Raw genomic sequence first — 17127 nt, 5'->3', positions numbered from 1 at the left:
GCAGCCAGAAGATCATTAACACCATTAATAAAATGCCAAAGCCCCACTCGTTTACCGCATTACGCCGAATCGCTCTAACTGAATGACGGAGTGAAGGCTTGTGCCCCTTCTCCAATTCCCAACTAACATCGTACAAGCCTGCCGCCAGAAACGGACCAATCAGCATAAAGCAAACAATAGAAGGCAAAATAACCAGGTGCCAGCCAGTTAATGCTACTAAATAAGAAATAAACCAGGGTATTGCGGCAAAAATCAGACCATAGAAAATGGAAATAAGTGGAGTTCGCAGAAAATCCTGCAAGCCTAACGACAACCATTTAATGGGATCGCCTACATCCAGTTCCTTACAAGGTATTACGCGGGCAATTCCACTTTCGGTTATAGCATTTTGCGGTGTTTCTTTAAAATGTTGTGACATAGCTTCCCTCAACCATACGCTATTGACTCAATAACACCGGGTTAAAGCAGGGTCCCACACATTATTACTGATGCTTTTTCGCCGGTCTCACTATATACGATAGCGTTGAATAGGAAAGTTCACAATTTTTTAACACATTAAAGTTAGCTATTTTTCATAATGCTTTCAGCAGCGTACCGGCTGCCAACGTATCTTTTGGTTAAAGTAAGCACTAAGCTTCTGATTAAATTCATAAAAACTTATACACTCTTCTTCTACACCCGTTACACATCCCAATGAAAATCGATGGCAATTATTGCTGATTGGGTCGTAGTCGAGATACCTGAACACCTGCGCAATGGCGCGAGATTCACACTGTTCGGCAATTAACGGCGTATAGCTCTCATCACAGGCCACATAGATTTGGCTCCCACTGCGTTGATGAAGAAAACGCGCCTGCCCTACCGCCTTTACCAACCCATTGCCGTGTAGTTCAATAATCTGACCGTCGCACCAGATCCCAGTGTGTTCAAAAACGCCATAAATACCGCAACACACCACACTGCCATTGAGTGGCGTTACCAGGCGCCCGCTCTCTCCTGGGTAACTGGTTACCACACTGTGCCTGCGGGCATTATTTGCTAACGCTCCTCCAGCATAGGCTGAAGCAAGCCCTGCGCCTAACCAAATGAGTGGAAGTGGCATACAGCCTCCCAAAAACAATCGTGTTGTAAATACAAAAGCACCGTACCTACATATAGGCAAGTTTTGCTGGTTCTACAATCACAGAAGTGTAACAGTGCGTGTAAGGTTGAAAATTTGCGAAGTGAAGGGTTTAAAGATCAGGTAAGTTCGCCTTGTTTTACAGAAATGAAAAATTCGCCTAATTAATACCCTGTATGCGCAAAATTTTGCTTAACAGATGACCTGCCGATGCGATACCCTGTTGGCCTCTGTATTTTAAGTTATTGATGATGAAACCCTTATACAAGTCGCACAAGTTAGACAATGTTTGTTATGACATTCGAGGCCCAATTGCTGCTCAGGCACGCAAAATGGAAGATGAAGGACACCGTATTCTCAAACTGAATATCGGCAACCCAGCCCCATTTGGTTTCGACGCACCAGACGATATTCTGAAAGACGTTATCCACCACCTGCCGACTTCACAGGGTTACTCTGACTCTACCGGAATTTATGCTGCGCGCGTTGCCGTAATGCAGTATTACCAGCAAATGAACATTCGCAATATCCAGGTGGATGACGTGTTCATTGGCAACGGTGTGAGTGAAATGATCATGATGTCGATGCAGGCCTTGCTGAACACCGGTGATGAAGTGTTATTACCGAGCCCCGACTATCCGTTGTGGACAGCCGCGGTGAGCTTGTCATCAGGCACGCCTGTACATTACCGTTGTGATGAGCAGGCAGGTTGGTTCCCGGATATTGAAGATATCAGGAGCAAGATAAACAAACGCACCAAAGCCATAGTGATCATCAATCCAAATAACCCAACGGGTGCGGTATACAGCAAAGAATTGCTGCTGCAAATAGTGGAATTAGCCCGTGAACACGATTTGGTGGTGTTTTCAGACGAAATCTACGACAAAATTTTGTACTACGATGCAAAACACACCTGTATAGCCTCGCTGGCGGACGATATATTTTTTGTTACCTTCAGTGGGCTATCTAAAAATTACCGCGTGGCAGGTTTTCGCGCAGGATGGTTGGTGATATCTGGCAATAAGCGAATTGCCAAAAGTTATATCGAAGGCCTGAATATGCTTTCATCTATGCGTATGTGTGCCAACGTACCCTGCCAAAGTGCCATTCAAACTGCATTGGGCGGATACCAGAGCATTAATGACTTGGTGAGAGACGGTGGCCGACTGAAACAACAGCGCGATCTTGCAGCAAAGCGTCTGAATGACATAGATGGCATCGAATGCGTTACGCCCAAAGGTGCAATGTATTGCTTTGCCAAGGTGGATGCAGCCAAATTTAATATTGCCAGCGACGAACAAATGATTCTGGACTTGCTCAGCAGCGAGAAAATCCTGTTGGTACACGGTAAGGCATTCAACTTAACCGAAGGCATTTATTTCCGCCTGGTATTTTTGCCTCACAGCGATATCCTGGCCCCGGCTATGGATCGCATTGAAAGCTTCTTTAACGGCTACCGCCAAAAAGGGAAATAAAAATGGCCGAAAACAGCCATTTCTTTGCCCACCTGGCCAGGATGAAACTGATTCATCGCTGGCCGCTTATGCATAATGTGCGCATTGAAAACGTCCAGGAACACAGTTTACAGGTTGCCATGGTGGCTCATGCACTGGCGCTAATAAAAAATCGCTATTTTGAAGGCAAGCTAAACCCCGAACGCATTGCCACACTGGCTATGTTTCACGATGTCTCTGAGGTATTAACCGGTGATTTACCTACACCGGTTAAGTACTTCAATCCAGCCATTAAAGACGAATACAAAAAAATCGAAAAAATTGCTGAACAAAAGCTCATTGAAATGGCGCCGGAAGACTTCAGGGAAGATTACGCAAAGCTGATCGACAGTCAGTACCACAGTGAAGACGAAGCCTTCATTGTCAAAGCCGCTGATGTATTGTGTGCCTATTTAAAAACCCTTGAAGAACTCAACTCGGGCAATCGCGAATTTACGCTGGCCAAGAAAAGACTGGATAAAATGCTCAAAGATTACCATTCAGATGAAGTGGACTACTTTTTGAAGCGTTACGTACCCAGTTTCTCACTTAGTCTTGACGAAATCACGCAAGAAGATCAGCACAATTAAGCTACGGAATACACATGCAGCAACCCGGCTCAACCCTAACAGATAACGACGATTGGCAATCTACCTGGTGGGAGCGCAGGCTGCCACGTACTCAGGCCAGAGATGGCGATCACCGTTCGCCGTTCCAGCGCGATAAAGCCAGGGTTCTGCACTCTGCGGCATTCCGCCGGTTGCAAGCCAAAACCCAGGTACTGGGTGTAGGATTGAGCGATTTCTACCGCACCCGATTAACACATTCACTGGAAGCCGCACAAATTGGAACGGGTATTACTGCACAGCTGCAAGGTAAATTTCCCCGTTTAACTGAGCATGTAGGCTTAGATCCTTATTTAATTGAAACGCTATGCCTCGCCCACGACATCGGTCACCCACCATTTGGTCACGGTGGTGAAATTGCGCTGAATTATATGATGCACGGGCACGGGGGATTTGAAGGTAATGGGCAGACCTTCCGCATAGTCAATCAGTTGGAACCGTATACCGCTGATCACGGTATGAACCTGAGCCGCCGCAGTGTGCTGGGTCTGGTTAAATATCCCAATTTTATAGACACCTTAACCAATCACGCTATTCTGCCCTCACCTTCAGTGAGTTTGCGGCAGGTAAAAGCGGAACAATGGCATCCGCCTAAAGGTTTGTTCCGCTGTGATGAAAGCTTGTTTGAATGGTTAATCGCTCCTTTCAGCCAGCAAGACAAAGACCGGCTGATGTCGTTTGATACCGCAACGGGCAAGCACGGAAAAACCCGGCACAAATCCTTTGATTGCAGTGTAATGGAACTCGCCGATGATATTGCTTACGGTATCCATGATCTCGAAGATGCCATTGTAATGGGCATGGTGAAACGCGCAGAATTCGCGGAAGAACTGCAACAATCACTGGAGCAACTGCAGGTACCCTGGTTGTCTGAACACATAGCAGGCATTGGCACGCGATTGTTCAGTCAGGCGCAGCACGAACGCAAGAATGCCATTGGTGCGCTGGTAAACTGCTTTATTACCGCGATTCGCATTGAAGAAGATAGCACTTTCGACCATCCATTATTGCGCTATCAGGCCGTATTGCCTGAACACCACCACAATGCGTTGGGTTTATTCAAACAATTTGTGTACACCAAAGTGATACGCAAACCCGAAGTACAGTTACTGGAGTATAAAGGTCAACAGGTTGTAATGGAGCTGTTTGAAGCGTTCAGCGCCGATCCTACCCGATTGTTACCGGAAAATACTCGTAAACGCTGGCTTGCTGCTGAAGAGCGCAATAATGGGCATCGCGTGATAGCTGATTATATTTCTGGTATGACGGATGAGTTTGCCGCCCGCTTGTATTCCAATATGTTTGTACCCAAACGTGGCGGTATTCTGGATACCTTATCGCTCTGAATCTGTTTTGAAATCTTTTTGCACTGTTTGCGGTCTTATACCGTAGCAACACTTATTATTTCTTTACAGAGCAGGTATATGAAACGTTTTCGCCCATCGCAAATATTCAGGGATAACCAGGTAACTGCAGAAAAGATCTTTCGCGATCGCCGCCGTATTATTAAGTCACTTGGGTTTGTTGGGGCTGGTACTTTGCTCAGTCAGTCTGCCCATGGGTTGGGCTGGTTCGACAGCGAACCCGAGTTTGAAGCCAAAGCGTTACCTTTTACTCAATCTGCTCAATACACCACCGACGAAACGCAAACGCCATATGCGAAGGTAACGTCCTATAATAATTTTTATGAATTTGGTACGGGTAAAGACGACCCCGCGGAACGTGCGAAAGGATTTAAAACCGATCCATGGACATTGCGAATAGACGGACTGGTGAATACACCACTAACACTCGATTACGATGCCATTATGAAGCAATTTGCCTTTGAAGAGCGCATTTATCGTATGCGATGTGTAGAGGCATGGTCTATGGTGATCCCCTGGGTTGGATTTGAACTGAATAAACTCATTAAACTGGCATCACCTCTTGGCTCTGCCAAATACGTGGCATTTGAAACCCTGCACGACCCCAAACAAATGCCCGGACAACGCAACCCCTTTATTGGTGGCGGCATCGATTACCCCTATGTAGAAGGCTTGCGCCTCGACGAAGCAAACCATCCGCTTACGCTCATGGCAACTGGAGTATACGGAAAAACGCTGCCCCCACAAAATGGCGCGCCCATTCGCCTGGTTGTACCGTGGAAATACGGCTTTAAAAGCATCAAATCCATTGTGCGCATTACACTGACCGATCAGCAACCCCCGACCACCTGGAATCGCCTGGCTGCAAATGAATATGGATTTTACGCAAACGTGAATCCCAAGGTTGCGCATCCCAGATGGAGTCAGGCCAGTGAACGGCGAATCACTGATGGCGGTGTATTTAATCAACAGCGCATCGCCACGCGCATGTTCAATGGCTACGACGAAGTTGCTCCCTTGTACAGCAAAATGGATTTAGCGCGTTATTATTAGTCTTAGGTTCATTGTGTGAAACGATTACTCAACAAGCCAGTGGTGTTATCACCCCGACGATTAGTGTTGCTTAAAGCTGCACTACATTTTCTGTTTTTGGGTTATTTACTATTTATAGGCTGGGCGGCCATCACTGACAACCTCGGGGCCGATCCGGTTAAAGCACTGATCCACACCACAGGAACCAGTGCATTAAACCTGCTTCTGTTTACCTTGTTAATCAGTCCCGTAGCAAAACACCTGCCTTTTCCCGGGCTAATGCAATGCCGCCGTCTTAGCGGTATATATGTGTTTGTTTATGCGCTACTGCACTTATTCGCCTACATAAGCTTTGAATTACAATACGACTGGGCGCTGGTGGCCAGTGAAATAGTTGAACGACCCTATATTACGGTAGGGTTTATTGCCCTGCTGGATTTACTGTTACTTACCCTAACCTCACCCATGTGGGTAAGACGCAACATGAAGCGGGCGTGGCAACAGTTACATAACAGTATTTACCTTATCTTACTGCTTGTTCTGATCCACTTCAGTTGGTCGCGTAAAACGGCTTTGCAGGAGCCATTAGTGTATTGGGTAATTGCATTGCTCATAATGCTGCCGCGTTTCGTCTACTGGACAAAACGAATCAAACGCCGTCGTTAACGTTAGCGTTTTACCTTCACCTTTTAAATTTTGTTCCATTTGGTATGACTGCCTGAAAGCGCGGAAAAGTGTGATGTTGTCCGCGTTTTACTCAGAAAACTGCTAACAGGTGTTGTAAAACGCATAAAAAAAATACAAAAAAACACTTGCATGTTGTTTTATACAGTACTACTGTATATCCATACACTGTATAAACAGTCACTACTTTAAACGAGGCAACAACATGGCAACAGTCACCCAATTACATAACATTATTGAGTTTCCGGTCTCTGCTAACCTGCGCGCAGCTTCTCACAAAGGCTGGAGCTACCTGTTGTCTTCGTCACTGGCGTTTAATAAAAGCATTGATCATGCTATTCGCATACAAAAACCCAATGAAGAAATGGTTCCTCAATGGATTCGAAAACTGATTACCAGTGGTCAATGCAGCACTATTTATGTGGAAGACCTGTCTTTACCACAACATGAGCAAGTACTGATCAAACAATTGTGCGACCAGTATTCAGTGTCACTTATTGGTTTGTCGGTAAATGATAAACAAACAGGTGCAAAGGCAAGCAATGTATTACAAGGCCCCTGGTAATCTGGCACCAGGAAACTCGACCAACATACTAAATTAACAAACTACTTTTGCCAGTTAACCACTGCGATTACACTTCCATTCAATCTACAAGTTGGGAGAAAAAAATGGCAGACAACTGTTACTGTTGCAGTGGGCACTCTTACGAACATTGTTGTAAACCCTATCATACGGGGACTCACCATGCGCCTACGCCGGAGGCGTTAATGCGCTCGCGATATTCAGCCTATTGTGTACAAAACTGGCCGTACATTCTTAATACCTATGCTGAAAAACCGCGAAGCACCTTAACTGAAGCTATGCTGGCAGAGCACGCAGATGAACAAACATGGTTACATCTGACAATTCACGCTAGCGATGGGCTTAGGCCTGATCAGGTTGAATTCTCCGCCTATTACGCAATTTCAAAGCAATGTTACGTACTCCATGAAACCAGTGATTTTAGACAGGAAAATGGATGCTGGCGTTATGTAACCGGATTGCTCCACCAGGATACCAGCAAGCTTTCTATTGGCCGAAATGATCCCTGCTTTTGCAACAGCGGAAAAAAATATAAACAATGTTGCCTTAAGCGCCTTTAGACCGGAATACGCCATGGTCAACAGCCTTCTATACGCTTGATTTATTTGCCCTGCGTATTACAGTGTATCCAGCGTAAACAAATACGGGTAATGCGGTAACGTATTCGCGGGTTGAAAACAGTTTGCTGTTTAATCAAACTGAGTACACTTATGACAAGCAGAAATCATCAGTTTTCGCATCCCACGATAACGGTTGCTTGTAGCCAGTTGGTGTAACTAATACCGCAATAATAATAACTAACGAGAGAAACAACATGAAAGCGATCTCCATTACACTGGTTGCCGCCGGTGTGGCAAGTGTGTTGGCTGGTTGTCAGCCGGCACCTGATAATGCACAAACAAAACCATCAGATAAACTTTATACAGTGCAAGATGCACAAGCCTTTGTTGACGCATCTCAGCGTGAAATGGCCAAGATGTCTGTTCCTGCGGCAAAAGCAGCCTGGGTATATGCCACTAACATTAATGACGATACCGCCACAGTTAACGCCTACCTGTCTGAGCTTTACAGTAACCGGGCCGCAGAACTTGCAAAACAAGCCGCTGATTATAATCACGTAGAAGCGGATGCCGATTTACGCCGCAAGTTGGACCTGATGCGTGGAGGCCTGACCATGCCGCCCCCCGCAGATCCTGCAAAGTCAGAGCGATTAGCACATATTGGTTCCGAATTGGATGGCATGTACGGTAAAGGCAAATATTGTCGCAGTGAAAACGACTGTATAAGCCTGGTAGAAATGAGTTCTGCCATGGCTACAGAACGCAATGCTGATTTACTGTTAGAGTACTGGAAAGGCTGGCGTGATGTGTCTGTGCCTATGAAGCCTCTTTATGAAGAACAGGTTGCGATTGCTAACGAAGGTGCTAAAGAACTCGGTTTCGCCAACGTAAGTGAGTTATGGCGCAGTAAGTACGATATGCCTGCCGACGACTTTCCCGTTGAACTTGACCGCCTGTGGGGTCAGGTAAAACCGCTATACGATGCTTTGCACTGCCATGTTCGCGCTGAACTGGGCGAATTCTATGGCGAAGACGTAGTACCACAAAACAAACCCATTCCAGCTCACTTGCTGGGCAACATGTGGGCGCAATCCTGGGGTAACATTTACGACATCGTAAAACCCGATACGCCGATGCAGGTACCTGATGTTACCACTGCCTTGCGCGAACAGGGTTATGATGAAATAAAGATGGTAAAACAAGCCGAGTCTTTCTTTTCATCTTTAGGGTTTGAAAAGCTACCCGAGTCATTCTGGACGAACTCACAGTTCAGCAAACCTGCTGATCGCGATGTGCAGTGTCACGCTTCCGCCTGGAATGTTGATAATGTTGACGATTTGCGCATTAAAATGTGTATTCAAATTACCGGTGAAGAATTCAACGTTATTCACTACGAGCTGGGCCACAATTATTATCAGCGCGCCTATAATCAGCAACCTTACCTGTATCAGGGTTCAGCCAACGACGGTTTCCACGAAGCCATAGGTGATACCATTGCGTTATCCATAACACCTAAGTATTTAAAGCAAATTGGCCTAATTGACGAGATCCCGGATCCATCAAATGATATCGGCATGTTGCTGCAGGTTGCACTGGATAAAATTGCCTTTATTCCGTTTGGATTAATGGTTGATCAGTGGCGCTGGAAAGTGATGGCGGGTGAAGTTGGTCCTGATGACTACAATAAACTGTGGTGGGAGTTACGTGAGAAATACCAGGGTGTAATGGCACCCGTTGCCCGCGATGCGAATGCGTTTGATCCGGGAGCAAAATACCACGTTCCGGCCAACGTGCCTTATACCCGCTATTTCCTGGCGCATATTCTGCAGTTCCAGTTCCACAAAGCGTTATGCGACATCGCCGGTGATGAAGGTCCGCTAAACCGTTGTTCGATTTACGGCAGTGAAGAAGCGGGTAAAGCGTTGAACGAAATGCTGGAAATGGGTCAGAGCCGTCCGTGGCAGGATGCACTGGCCACCATTACGGATTCACCTAATATGGACGCCAGTACGATTGAAGCGTATTTTGCACCATTGAAAACCTGGCTGGATGAGCAAAATAAAGACCGTCAGTGCGGTTGGTAATTCGGTGTTAAATTGGGCTGCATTTGCAGCCCTTTACCAGTTAATATCTACAGGCTGATCCCGGTTAGTCTGTAGCCATTCTCCGTCAAATGTGAGTTCGCTCACCTGAATAACACTGCGACGTGTGCTCGCATTGTCGATGCCTTTATTTGCCGGTGTTTTACCCGGATGGGTAAAGTAAAACAAATACGCTTTGTTATCCTGTACTACGACATCGGGATGCTGGCCGATAACCCCATCCTGCTCTCCAGTGCCCGGCTCGCTCAGTAAATACGCTGTTTGTTGTTGCCAGCTAGTTAAATCTGCGGAGCGATAAACCGATAATCCTCGCCACGCATCGACAATCATCCAATACCAGCCCTGCCAGTAAAATACGACCGGCCCTTCTCCTCGACTGGTTAATGCCGCTTTGCCTTGATCCTGCCAGTGATATAAGTCTTCACTATCAGCGTAGTAAATTGACTTACCATCAGGTTCATCGTTATAAAACAAACGAAAACCACCGTTTGGCTTCACTATCACATCAGCATCAATCACCTTGTTGGTATTCAGATTTAACTGTGACTGATAAACCCAGTCCAGCAAATTTTCGCTGGTGTAATGGGCAATGGTGCGCGGATGAGACCAGTTATCGAAAATGCCTGGTACCAGTGTTAAAAACATATGATATTGATTGTTATGTACAAATACATCCGGTGCCCACAACGTAGGCGGCATGTTGTTACCACTGAACGAGGCATCCTGTAAGTAATGCCATTCACGACCATTGGTAGAACTGGCAATGCCAATGGGTGTGCCGTGTACCCACTCCACCCCATTTAAGCCTGCTACATTGGCCCGGCGATTGGTGTAGAACATTAGCCAGCGCTTAGCATGCTTGTCCCAGACAATTGAGGGGTCCGCTGCGCCATCGTAAACCGGATCCTGATATAAAGGCTTTGGCGCTAACGTTGCCATCGCGTTTTGTTGAGTGGTAGCGTTTTCAATTGTACTTGTGCTACACGAAAGCAGCGCAGCGGCACACGTTGTGCTGATAACAATGTTAAGTAACCCGTTGTTCATAGCGATTGAGTACTCCCTGATTCGCCTTATGAGCGCCGTATCTTGCTGACACTTTATGTGACAGATGTTGTAACACGCCACTGATTCAATGGGGCAACCCACATTTTTGCTGATTTGATTTACATGTGAAATTTACCTTGTGGGCTTTCTTCAAAAAAAGCCTTGGGCTATGCTTGACTCTGGAGTTAACTCCAGGGTTTACACTACGAACATGAAAACACAAAACAGCTACAAAATCGGCCAACTGGCCAAAATAACCGGGCTCTCAGTAGACACGATTCGCTTTTACGAAAGTAAGGGTCTTATCACGCCTGACCAGCGCAGTGAATCGGGCTATCGCCTGTATTCGAAAGCTGATGTCACTACGCTCAGGTTTGTTCAACGTGCCAAACGCGTTGGCTTTACCCTTGGAGAAATCCATGAGCTGCTGGCACTAAAACTACAACCCGACGACCATACCTGCGAAGAAGTGAAACAATACACTGCCGACAAAATGCGTGAAGTTAACGAAAAAATTGCCGAATTGGTAAGAATTCGCGATGCCTTGCAGGCATTGCATGAAGTGTGTTGCGGCGGCAACGAGAGTGCCGCGCATTGTTCAATATTACAAACCCTGGATACGGTGGACCCGTTATGAATGAATTAACTGCCTTGTTCGAGAACTTTGCTGTGCTGTTTATGGAATCAGCCCCCTGGTTGTTATTAGGCTTGCTGATTGCTGGCATTATGCATGAGCTGGTGCCAGTGGATATTCTCAAAAAGCACATGGGGAATGCTAGTGCCAGTGCCATCGGCAAAGCGGCTATCATTGGCGCGCCACTGCCACTTTGCTCATGTGGCGTGATCCCCGCCGCTCTGGGGCTACGCAGAAGCGGAGCATCAAAACCCGCTACCGTGTCTTTTTTAGTTGCGACGCCTGAAACCGGGGTGGATTCGGTATCAGTGTCTTACGCTTTATTAGGGCCGGTGTTTGCTGTTGTACGCCCCATCGCCGCGATCAGTAGCGCCATTTATGCCGGTTTAATGGTTAAGTGGTTTGATACACCAGAAACCGTAAACCATGATCAAAAGGATACGCAAGATTCATCGGTACCGGCTGCCAGTGCCTCTTGTTGCAGTTCAACTTCGCTAACATCGGCGCCAACACCTGAGCCAATAGCGTCGTGCTGCAGCTCAGTGTCTGTGCAAACAGTTGACCCAGTTACAACGGCAACCAGCTGTTGCAGTGCTGAGCCTGCACCTGCGTCAACGCCAACAGAGTCCGCCGAATCATGCTGCGGGCCTGAATCAAACCAGGTTAAAAATACGTCTTCATGTTGCAGTACTCCCAGCAATACTCAAAGAGATGAAAAAACACAATCTACCCCGGGCATTGGCGCAAAAATTCAGGCAATCTGGCAATTCTCATCGGTTAAATTGCTCAACGACTTAACCCTGTGGTTACTGATAGGCTTATCGCTGGCTGCTGCAATACAAACCTGGGTTCCACACCAGTTTCTTACCCAATGGGGCGATGGCTTTGTAGCGATGCTGGTAATGGCAGTCATAGGTATTCCCATGTACATCTGCGCCACGGCTTCAACTCCTGTAGCAGTAGGATTCTTAAGTGCAGGCTTGTCACCGGGTGCGGTACTGGTATTTCTGTTAGCCGGGCCAGCCACAAATATCTCAACAATGGGCATGATTGCCAAGGAAATGGGTAAACGCACATTAGTGCTGTATCTGTTCAGTGTGGTGAGTGCCAGTATTTTGTTGGGATACCTATTAAATATTGTTATTAAGACACTGGATTTAACGTCGTTGATTCCACTCGCCCAGGGCGGCCATGATCACGGTAATATTTCAGCAATCTATGCCCTTTGCGCCATCTTGCTGTTTGGTTTAATGATGAGAAATGGCTGGCAAGCACTGCAACATCGGTTTGCCAAACCAGCAGCAGGCAGCTGCTGCCACTAACCAATCAACAAACCGGCTAGAACCAGCCACTCACACTGGCGGTGATCACTTCGCCGTCAGTGTCTAAATCTATATTACACCGATACATCCGCAAACTTACCGCGCTGTCTGAAATGATCCTCGCGCCATACTCAGTGTTGGTTAACGTAACATCCAAATAATTTGCGGTAGCAAGTTGTTTCATCACACTTTTATGTGTAACACCCGAGGTAAAATTGCCGCACAGATACACTACCTCTTTGCGCGCTTCATTCCAGCAGAACAGTGCAAAACACAATGCAAGTGCACTTATTCCAACCAACGCGTATTGCAACAGTTGAAAAGAACGGTTCATGTTATCGTCCCTGTGGCTGAATTAACGCCTCAATTTTTGCAGATATTCCCGATTGGTCAACAGTTGCGTGTTCACGCGGTTAACTTGCTGCTGAATTTCCTGTCTGAACCGGTCGATCAGCGGTTGGTGACGGGCTAACAAACCAGATGACTGCCATTGTTCCGCCCGAAAGCCCATTCCAAATAACACAAACTGTTTACTGGCCGAGGAAAACAATTCCTGACGGTTATTGGTTTCATATAAGCCGGGAGGCTGACTTAGCCATAGCTGAAGCGAATCGCTTAACGATTCTGTCCAGCTTTCGTGATGTTGATGAGAGCGCCAATAAGGAGAATCCGTGCGATCTGACAACACATAATGCAGCTTTATAAAGTCGATGATCTCTTGCCAGCGACTATTGGTTAACTGATTAAAACGCTTCGCAAGTACCTGCATGGCTGCCGGGGTTCTGGGTAATTGTTCTGCAATCCACTGCGCTGACTTTTCTATCAGTACCAAAGCCGTTGCTTCCAGCGGTTCAACGAACCCAGCAGACACGCCAATCGCCACACAGTTGTGATGCCAGAAATATTTTCGATGACCGGGATCGAAACGTATCACCCGGGTAGCAATATCCTCCTGACACAGGTTCACATCATTCGCAATGTAATTGCGAAGCGTGTGTTCTGCCTGCTCAGTAGTGCAAAACTCACTGGCAAACACATGCCCAATACCCCGTCGACTCTGCAGTGCAATATCCCAGATCCAGCCATATTCCTGTGCTGTCGCCACTGTTGCTGATGCGATGGGTGATTGTTCATCGGCATGATGAACCTGTGCCGCTATCGCGGTATCGTTAAACAGTACAGCGCGTTGCGACACAAAGGGGATCTGGTAGTGTTTACCCATCAGTACGGCGGCAAAGCCACTGCAATCAATAAAGAAATCGCCATTAACACGGCTACCGTCTTCCAGCACTAACGCCTGAATAGCGCCATTGTCGTGACTCTCTATTTGAGCAACGTGTCCTTGTCGGTAGATCACGCCCAGTTTTTCGGTACAGTGCGCCTGCAGCATGGCAACAAACTTACCGGCATTCAGGTGATAACCATAATTATAGGTAAACGCAAACTCGGGTAATTGAGACAGCTTGGGCGATAAATGGCGTTCACAGGCATGCCCCTGCGCACTCACCCAGGATTCAAAATCGTTCGGCGATCCCGCAGCAATCCAGGCATCGGCCAGGCTAACCACACCATAGCCAGCCGGTGCGGTAAATGGGTGATAATAATGATGCGATGTGCTGTCGCGCCAGCCCACAAATTTCGATGCCTGTTTAAAACTGGCGTCACAACAGGTTAAAAACTCGCGCTCAGACAGGCCAATTTTTTTAAGTGTATCGCGCATAGTGGGCCAGGTGCCCTCGCCTACGCCGAGATTTTTCACATCCGGGGATTCAAGCAATATTACGTCGGTTGTACTGTGCTCACCCAACAATGGGTTATGTGCGGCAATAATACCAGCAGTAAGCCACCCCGCCGTGCCACCGCCAACAATCACCACCCGGGTTTTCGAAGTCGTCGTATTCATTTGCTATGTGCTTTGGTTCGCCGGGCAATATTGTTTTAAAAAGGTGTCATGTGCTGGCAACTGCGCCAGCGCCTGATTAACCGATTGTTTGAACGCCGTGAGTTGCTGAGTTAATGACTGCGCGGGCAACATGCGACTGGCGCCATGATGTCGTTTCGGCATCAGTCCCTGGCCCATCATCACCTGTACCCAGGAATCCACCCGGAATAACGCCACATCGTCGGGCCACGCATAACCATGTTCGGCAAACATAGCCATGCGATGTTGTAACGATTCCGGAATGTCCATTGTGCGGTAAAAATGCCAGAACTCGCTGTCATCACGCTGTGTTAGGTGATAGTGCAGCACAATAAAATCGCGGATGGTTTCCATTTCTTTTTGGGTTTCGCGGTTGTAGCGCTCCGCCAGCAAACGACATTCACCATCGAATGGAAATAATTTCATCAGGCGTATCAACGCGGTGGTAACCAAATGAATACTGGTTGATTCCAGAGGCTCAAGGAACCCGCTGCTTAACCCAATGGCAATACAGTTATTAGCCCAGGCCTGCTTGCGCATACCAGTGGCGAATTTAAGGTAACGCGGCGAGGTTACCGGATCACCGGAGATATTCGAGATCAGTGTATCTAATGCGCTCTCATCATCTGAAAAACGGCTGCTGTAAACAATACCGTTCCCCACCCTGGATTGCAGTGGGATGCGCCATTGCCAACCGGCCTTATGCGCTGTTGCAATGGTATAAGGACGCGGCGGTTCAATGGCTGTGCTTTGCACAGCAATAGCGCGATCGGCTGCTAACAAATGACTCCAGTCGTGGTAGCCAACGCCAAGCTCCTCACCAATTAACAGCGCGCGAAACCCGGTACAATCAATAAACACATCACCGTCGATATGCGTGCCATTGTCAAGCACGAGCGTACTTAAGTTGCCGCTGTCTGAATGTTTATTCACCTGTACAATTTTGCCTTCCCGACGCGTCACACCGGCACTTTCAGCTTTGTTGCGTAAATACGCCGCGTAGGCAGTAGCATCAAGATGATAAGCGTAATTCAGTGGGCGATTGCCCACGTTTAATGCAAACTTATTTTGTTTGGCTGCTTTCAACTCAAGACAGTAATCTTCAAGCTTATCTTGCTGTCCATTGGCGTTGGCTTGCATCCAGAATTCGTGAAACTCAGCCATCCATGAACGCTGTCCGATTTCGCCGAAAGAATGCACATAACTGTCGCCTTGATTTGCCCAGTTATCGAATTGTATCCCCAGTTTAAACGTTGCCTGAGTCGCCGCCATAAATTCGCGCTCATCAAGCCCCATCAAACGGTGAAAATTACACATGGTAGGAATGGTCGCTTCGCCTACGCCTACCGTGCCAATTTGGTCGGACTCAACCAGCGTAATATCGAGCAGATTACCCAGTCGGGTAACCAGGCTAAAAGCACTTAACCAGCCAGCGGTGCCGCCACCGGCAATTACAACGCGAGTCTTTTTATGTGTCATTCACACGCTCGTTTAACGGTTCAGATTATTCAGTAACATAGCGCGCATTCTACGCGCCGATACCTCGTTCATGGGCGCCAGCGGGCCGTGACATTCTGGCGGCAGATGCGCAGTTACCTGCGATGCATCACCAAATACATAATAGTTGAATAGTGCCAGCCAGGCAGCCTTTTCAGAATCCGGCTTCTCACGCAGACTCAGCATACCATGTAACAGGGTATCCATAGGATTGCCCCAAAAGGGTTTTGCAGTCATCCACCAAAAGTTCACCATCACGTTAAAGCGATCCATGGCTTCCACTTCGTGCCACCACATGCTGGGATAATACAACCCATCACCCGGCGCTAAATCAGCAATGTAGGCGTTATCCAGGGCTGTTTTTAATTTAGGGTATTTATTGAAATCAGGATCAGCGAGATTTGCCACGGTCACAACCTGTCCGCCCGGTGTTGGACTAAGTGGCCCCGGGTAAAGATTTTCAACCTGCTCAGGTGCGAACAGGGTAAAACGGCGTTTGCCCAACACACAGCAGGCGATGTTTTTGGGTTGATCAAAGTGCGCTGCCGCAACGGATTCAGTCCCTATCCAGATTTTGGGCACTGGCTGATTATTATTGAATTCCGGGTGTGTGAATTGCAGCGTATTCTGTGCACTAAGTTCAGGTAATCCCTGATCAAACCGCAGAGAATTAACATACAGGTAATCGTGTTTATCCTGATCCATCTGACTGGCAATTTGCGAAAGTACATCGGCCAGTCGCGATTTTTCGGTCACGTAATTGAAGCCGGTGCAGGTTTGATTGTACCCAAAGCGCCCAGCGATGTCCGGCGCGCCTTTGTACACCAACAGTGGGTTACCGCTATCGGCTTCTGCCAGTGTATTCAGTAACGTATCGGGCGATAACGTTCCCTGCTTTACCAACGGCCAGTTTTTTACCAGCCCTTTAAGAATTACTGGTTCGTTAAGTGCGAATAAATCGTCAAATGGTATAGTGTCTGGCGTTATCCCTTCCAGAACCCTTACAGCATGTGTTGCCATGTCGCTACCTTGTTCAGAACATTGCGTTTTTGGCATTCTTCAGGGCAATAAGTTGTTGAAAATTTCCCATCGACGCCATTAACAAATAAAGTGGTCCCAGCATACCGTATTGACTCAATCGGCTT

Annotated in this window: 17 protein-coding genes; 10 read left to right on the top strand and 7 right to left on the bottom strand. The window is 47.3% G+C overall.

Annotation, left to right across the window (positions count from 1 at the left end; translation table 11 throughout):
- Both ACLR2L_RS11805 and ACLR2L_RS11800 read right to left on the bottom strand, forming a co-directional pair.
- The coding region (locus ACLR2L_RS11805; RefSeq protein ID WP_413368430.1) for a DUF2189 domain-containing protein at positions 1–418 on the bottom strand (418 nt) is incomplete at its 3' end.
- A gap of 165 nt (positions 419–583) precedes the next feature.
- Positions 584–1102, bottom strand: a complete 519-nt coding sequence (locus ACLR2L_RS11800; RefSeq protein ID WP_413368429.1) for a hypothetical protein — start codon at positions 1100–1102, stop codon at positions 584–586.
- A gap of 269 nt (positions 1103–1371) precedes the next feature.
- Here ACLR2L_RS11800 and ACLR2L_RS11795 point away from each other — a divergent pair, with 269 nt between their 5' ends.
- The 8 genes from ACLR2L_RS11795 (at position 1372) to ACLR2L_RS11760 (ending at position 9546) form a co-directional block, all read left to right on the top strand.
- Positions 1372–2595 (top strand): pyridoxal phosphate-dependent aminotransferase, encoded by a 1224-nt coding sequence (locus ACLR2L_RS11795; protein WP_413368431.1) that lies wholly within the window; start codon positions 1372–1374, stop codon positions 2593–2595.
- A gap of 2 nt (positions 2596–2597) precedes the next feature.
- Positions 2598–3203: a 5'-deoxynucleotidase gene (gene yfbR, locus ACLR2L_RS11790; RefSeq protein WP_140957128.1), complete on the top strand. Its 606-nt coding sequence runs from the start codon at positions 2598–2600 to the stop codon at positions 3201–3203.
- A gap of 14 nt (positions 3204–3217) precedes the next feature.
- The gene (locus ACLR2L_RS11785) at positions 3218–4585 is read left to right on the top strand and encodes an anti-phage deoxyguanosine triphosphatase (protein WP_413368428.1); all 1368 of its coding nucleotides are present in this window, start codon (positions 3218–3220) and stop codon (positions 4583–4585) included.
- Positions 4586–4663: 78 nt separating this feature from the next.
- Positions 4664–5656, top strand: coding sequence for a protein-methionine-sulfoxide reductase catalytic subunit MsrP (gene msrP / locus ACLR2L_RS11780; protein WP_413368427.1), 993 nt, complete (start codon positions 4664–4666; stop codon positions 5654–5656).
- A gap of 15 nt (positions 5657–5671) precedes the next feature.
- Positions 5672–6301 (top strand): sulfite oxidase heme-binding subunit YedZ, encoded by a 630-nt coding sequence (locus ACLR2L_RS11775; RefSeq protein WP_413368426.1) that lies wholly within the window; start codon positions 5672–5674, stop codon positions 6299–6301.
- A 223-nt stretch (positions 6302–6524) separates the two neighbouring features.
- A complete protein-coding gene (locus ACLR2L_RS11770) occupies positions 6525–6884 on the top strand; it encodes a deoxyguanosinetriphosphate triphosphohydrolase (RefSeq protein ID WP_413368425.1) in 360 nt (119 codons plus the stop codon).
- Between the two features lie 104 nt (positions 6885–6988).
- Positions 6989–7462, top strand: a complete 474-nt coding sequence (locus tag ACLR2L_RS11765) for a YchJ family protein (protein WP_413368424.1) — start codon at positions 6989–6991, stop codon at positions 7460–7462.
- A 254-nt stretch (positions 7463–7716) separates the two neighbouring features.
- Positions 7717–9546 (top strand): M2 family metallopeptidase, encoded by a 1830-nt coding sequence (locus ACLR2L_RS11760; RefSeq protein ID WP_413368423.1) that lies wholly within the window; start codon positions 7717–7719, stop codon positions 9544–9546.
- Positions 9547–9579: 33 nt separating this feature from the next.
- Here ACLR2L_RS11760 and ACLR2L_RS11755 read toward each other — a convergent pair whose 3' ends face one another.
- Entirely contained in the window at positions 9580–10608 is a 1029-nt protein-coding gene (locus ACLR2L_RS11755; RefSeq protein ID WP_413368422.1) for a hypothetical protein, read from the bottom strand.
- Between the two features lie 211 nt (positions 10609–10819).
- Here ACLR2L_RS11755 and zntR point away from each other — a divergent pair, with 211 nt between their 5' ends.
- Complete coding sequence (zntR, locus tag ACLR2L_RS11750; protein WP_413368421.1) at positions 10820–11245, top strand: Zn(2+)-responsive transcriptional regulator; 426 nt, start codon at positions 10820–10822, stop codon at positions 11243–11245.
- Positions 11242–12564: an SO_0444 family Cu/Zn efflux transporter gene (locus ACLR2L_RS11745; RefSeq protein ID WP_413368420.1), complete on the top strand. Its 1323-nt coding sequence runs from the start codon at positions 11242–11244 to the stop codon at positions 12562–12564. Before zntR ends, ACLR2L_RS11745 begins: the two co-directional genes overlap by 4 nt.
- Positions 12565–12580: 16 nt before the next feature.
- Here the strand turns inward: ACLR2L_RS11745 and ACLR2L_RS11740 are convergent, their stop codons facing one another.
- The 4 genes from ACLR2L_RS11740 to ACLR2L_RS11725 are packed head-to-tail and all read right to left on the bottom strand — an operon-like array spanning position 12581 to position 17002.
- Positions 12581–12898 carry a hypothetical protein gene (locus ACLR2L_RS11740; protein WP_413368419.1) on the bottom strand — a complete coding sequence of 106 codons (318 nt, stop codon included), beginning with the start codon at positions 12896–12898 and terminating at the stop codon, positions 12581–12583.
- 21 nt (positions 12899–12919) lie between these two features.
- Positions 12920–14467 (bottom strand): tryptophan halogenase family protein, encoded by a 1548-nt coding sequence (locus ACLR2L_RS11735; protein WP_413368418.1) that lies wholly within the window; start codon positions 14465–14467, stop codon positions 12920–12922.
- Between the two features lie 3 nt (positions 14468–14470).
- Complete coding sequence (locus ACLR2L_RS11730) at positions 14471–15964, bottom strand: tryptophan halogenase family protein (RefSeq protein ID WP_413368417.1); 1494 nt, start codon at positions 15962–15964, stop codon at positions 14471–14473.
- A 12-nt stretch (positions 15965–15976) separates the two neighbouring features.
- Complete coding sequence (locus tag ACLR2L_RS11725) at positions 15977–17002, bottom strand: cupin-like domain-containing protein (protein ID WP_413368416.1); 1026 nt, start codon at positions 17000–17002, stop codon at positions 15977–15979.
- Between the last annotated feature and the right edge of the window lie 125 nt (positions 17003–17127).

Origin of the sequence: Alteromonas sp. AMM-1, assembly GCF_047290655.1 — a bacterium.
Lineage (GTDB): Bacteria > Pseudomonadota > Gammaproteobacteria > Enterobacterales > Alteromonadaceae > Alteromonas > Alteromonas mangrovi.
The sequence above is the reverse complement of the archived record's forward strand: the minus strand, read 5'-3'. Positions and strand labels throughout refer to the sequence as shown.

Bases quoted from the DNA above. Each gene is read 5' to 3' on its own strand.
- ACLR2L_RS11800 (WP_413368429.1), bottom strand. From the start codon at position 1,102: ATGCCACTTCCACTCATTTGGTTAGGCGCAGGGCTTGCTTCAGCCTAT.
- ACLR2L_RS11795 (WP_413368431.1), top strand. From the start codon at position 1,372: ATGAAACCCTTATACAAGTCGCACAAGTTAGACAATGTTTGTTATGAC.
- yfbR (WP_140957128.1), top strand. From the start codon at position 2,598: ATGGCCGAAAACAGCCATTTCTTTGCCCACCTGGCCAGGATGAAACTG.
- ACLR2L_RS11785 (WP_413368428.1), top strand. From the start codon at position 3,218: ATGCAGCAACCCGGCTCAACCCTAACAGATAACGACGATTGGCAATCT.
- msrP (WP_413368427.1), top strand. From the start codon at position 4,664: ATGAAACGTTTTCGCCCATCGCAAATATTCAGGGATAACCAGGTAACT.
- ACLR2L_RS11770 (WP_413368425.1), top strand. From the start codon at position 6,525: ATGGCAACAGTCACCCAATTACATAACATTATTGAGTTTCCGGTCTCT.
- ACLR2L_RS11765 (WP_413368424.1), top strand. From the start codon at position 6,989: ATGGCAGACAACTGTTACTGTTGCAGTGGGCACTCTTACGAACATTGT.
- ACLR2L_RS11760 (WP_413368423.1), top strand. From the start codon at position 7,717: ATGAAAGCGATCTCCATTACACTGGTTGCCGCCGGTGTGGCAAGTGTG.
- ACLR2L_RS11755 (WP_413368422.1), bottom strand. From the start codon at position 10,608: ATGAACAACGGGTTACTTAACATTGTTATCAGCACAACGTGTGCCGCT.
- zntR (WP_413368421.1), top strand. From the start codon at position 10,820: ATGAAAACACAAAACAGCTACAAAATCGGCCAACTGGCCAAAATAACC.
- ACLR2L_RS11745 (WP_413368420.1), top strand. From the start codon at position 11,242: ATGAATGAATTAACTGCCTTGTTCGAGAACTTTGCTGTGCTGTTTATG.
- ACLR2L_RS11740 (WP_413368419.1), bottom strand. From the start codon at position 12,898: ATGAACCGTTCTTTTCAACTGTTGCAATACGCGTTGGTTGGAATAAGT.
- ACLR2L_RS11735 (WP_413368418.1), bottom strand. From the start codon at position 14,467: ATGAATACGACGACTTCGAAAACCCGGGTGGTGATTGTTGGCGGTGGC.
- ACLR2L_RS11730 (WP_413368417.1), bottom strand. From the start codon at position 15,964: ATGACACATAAAAAGACTCGCGTTGTAATTGCCGGTGGCGGCACCGCT.
- ACLR2L_RS11725 (WP_413368416.1), bottom strand. From the start codon at position 17,002: ATGGCAACACATGCTGTAAGGGTTCTGGAAGGGATAACGCCAGACACT.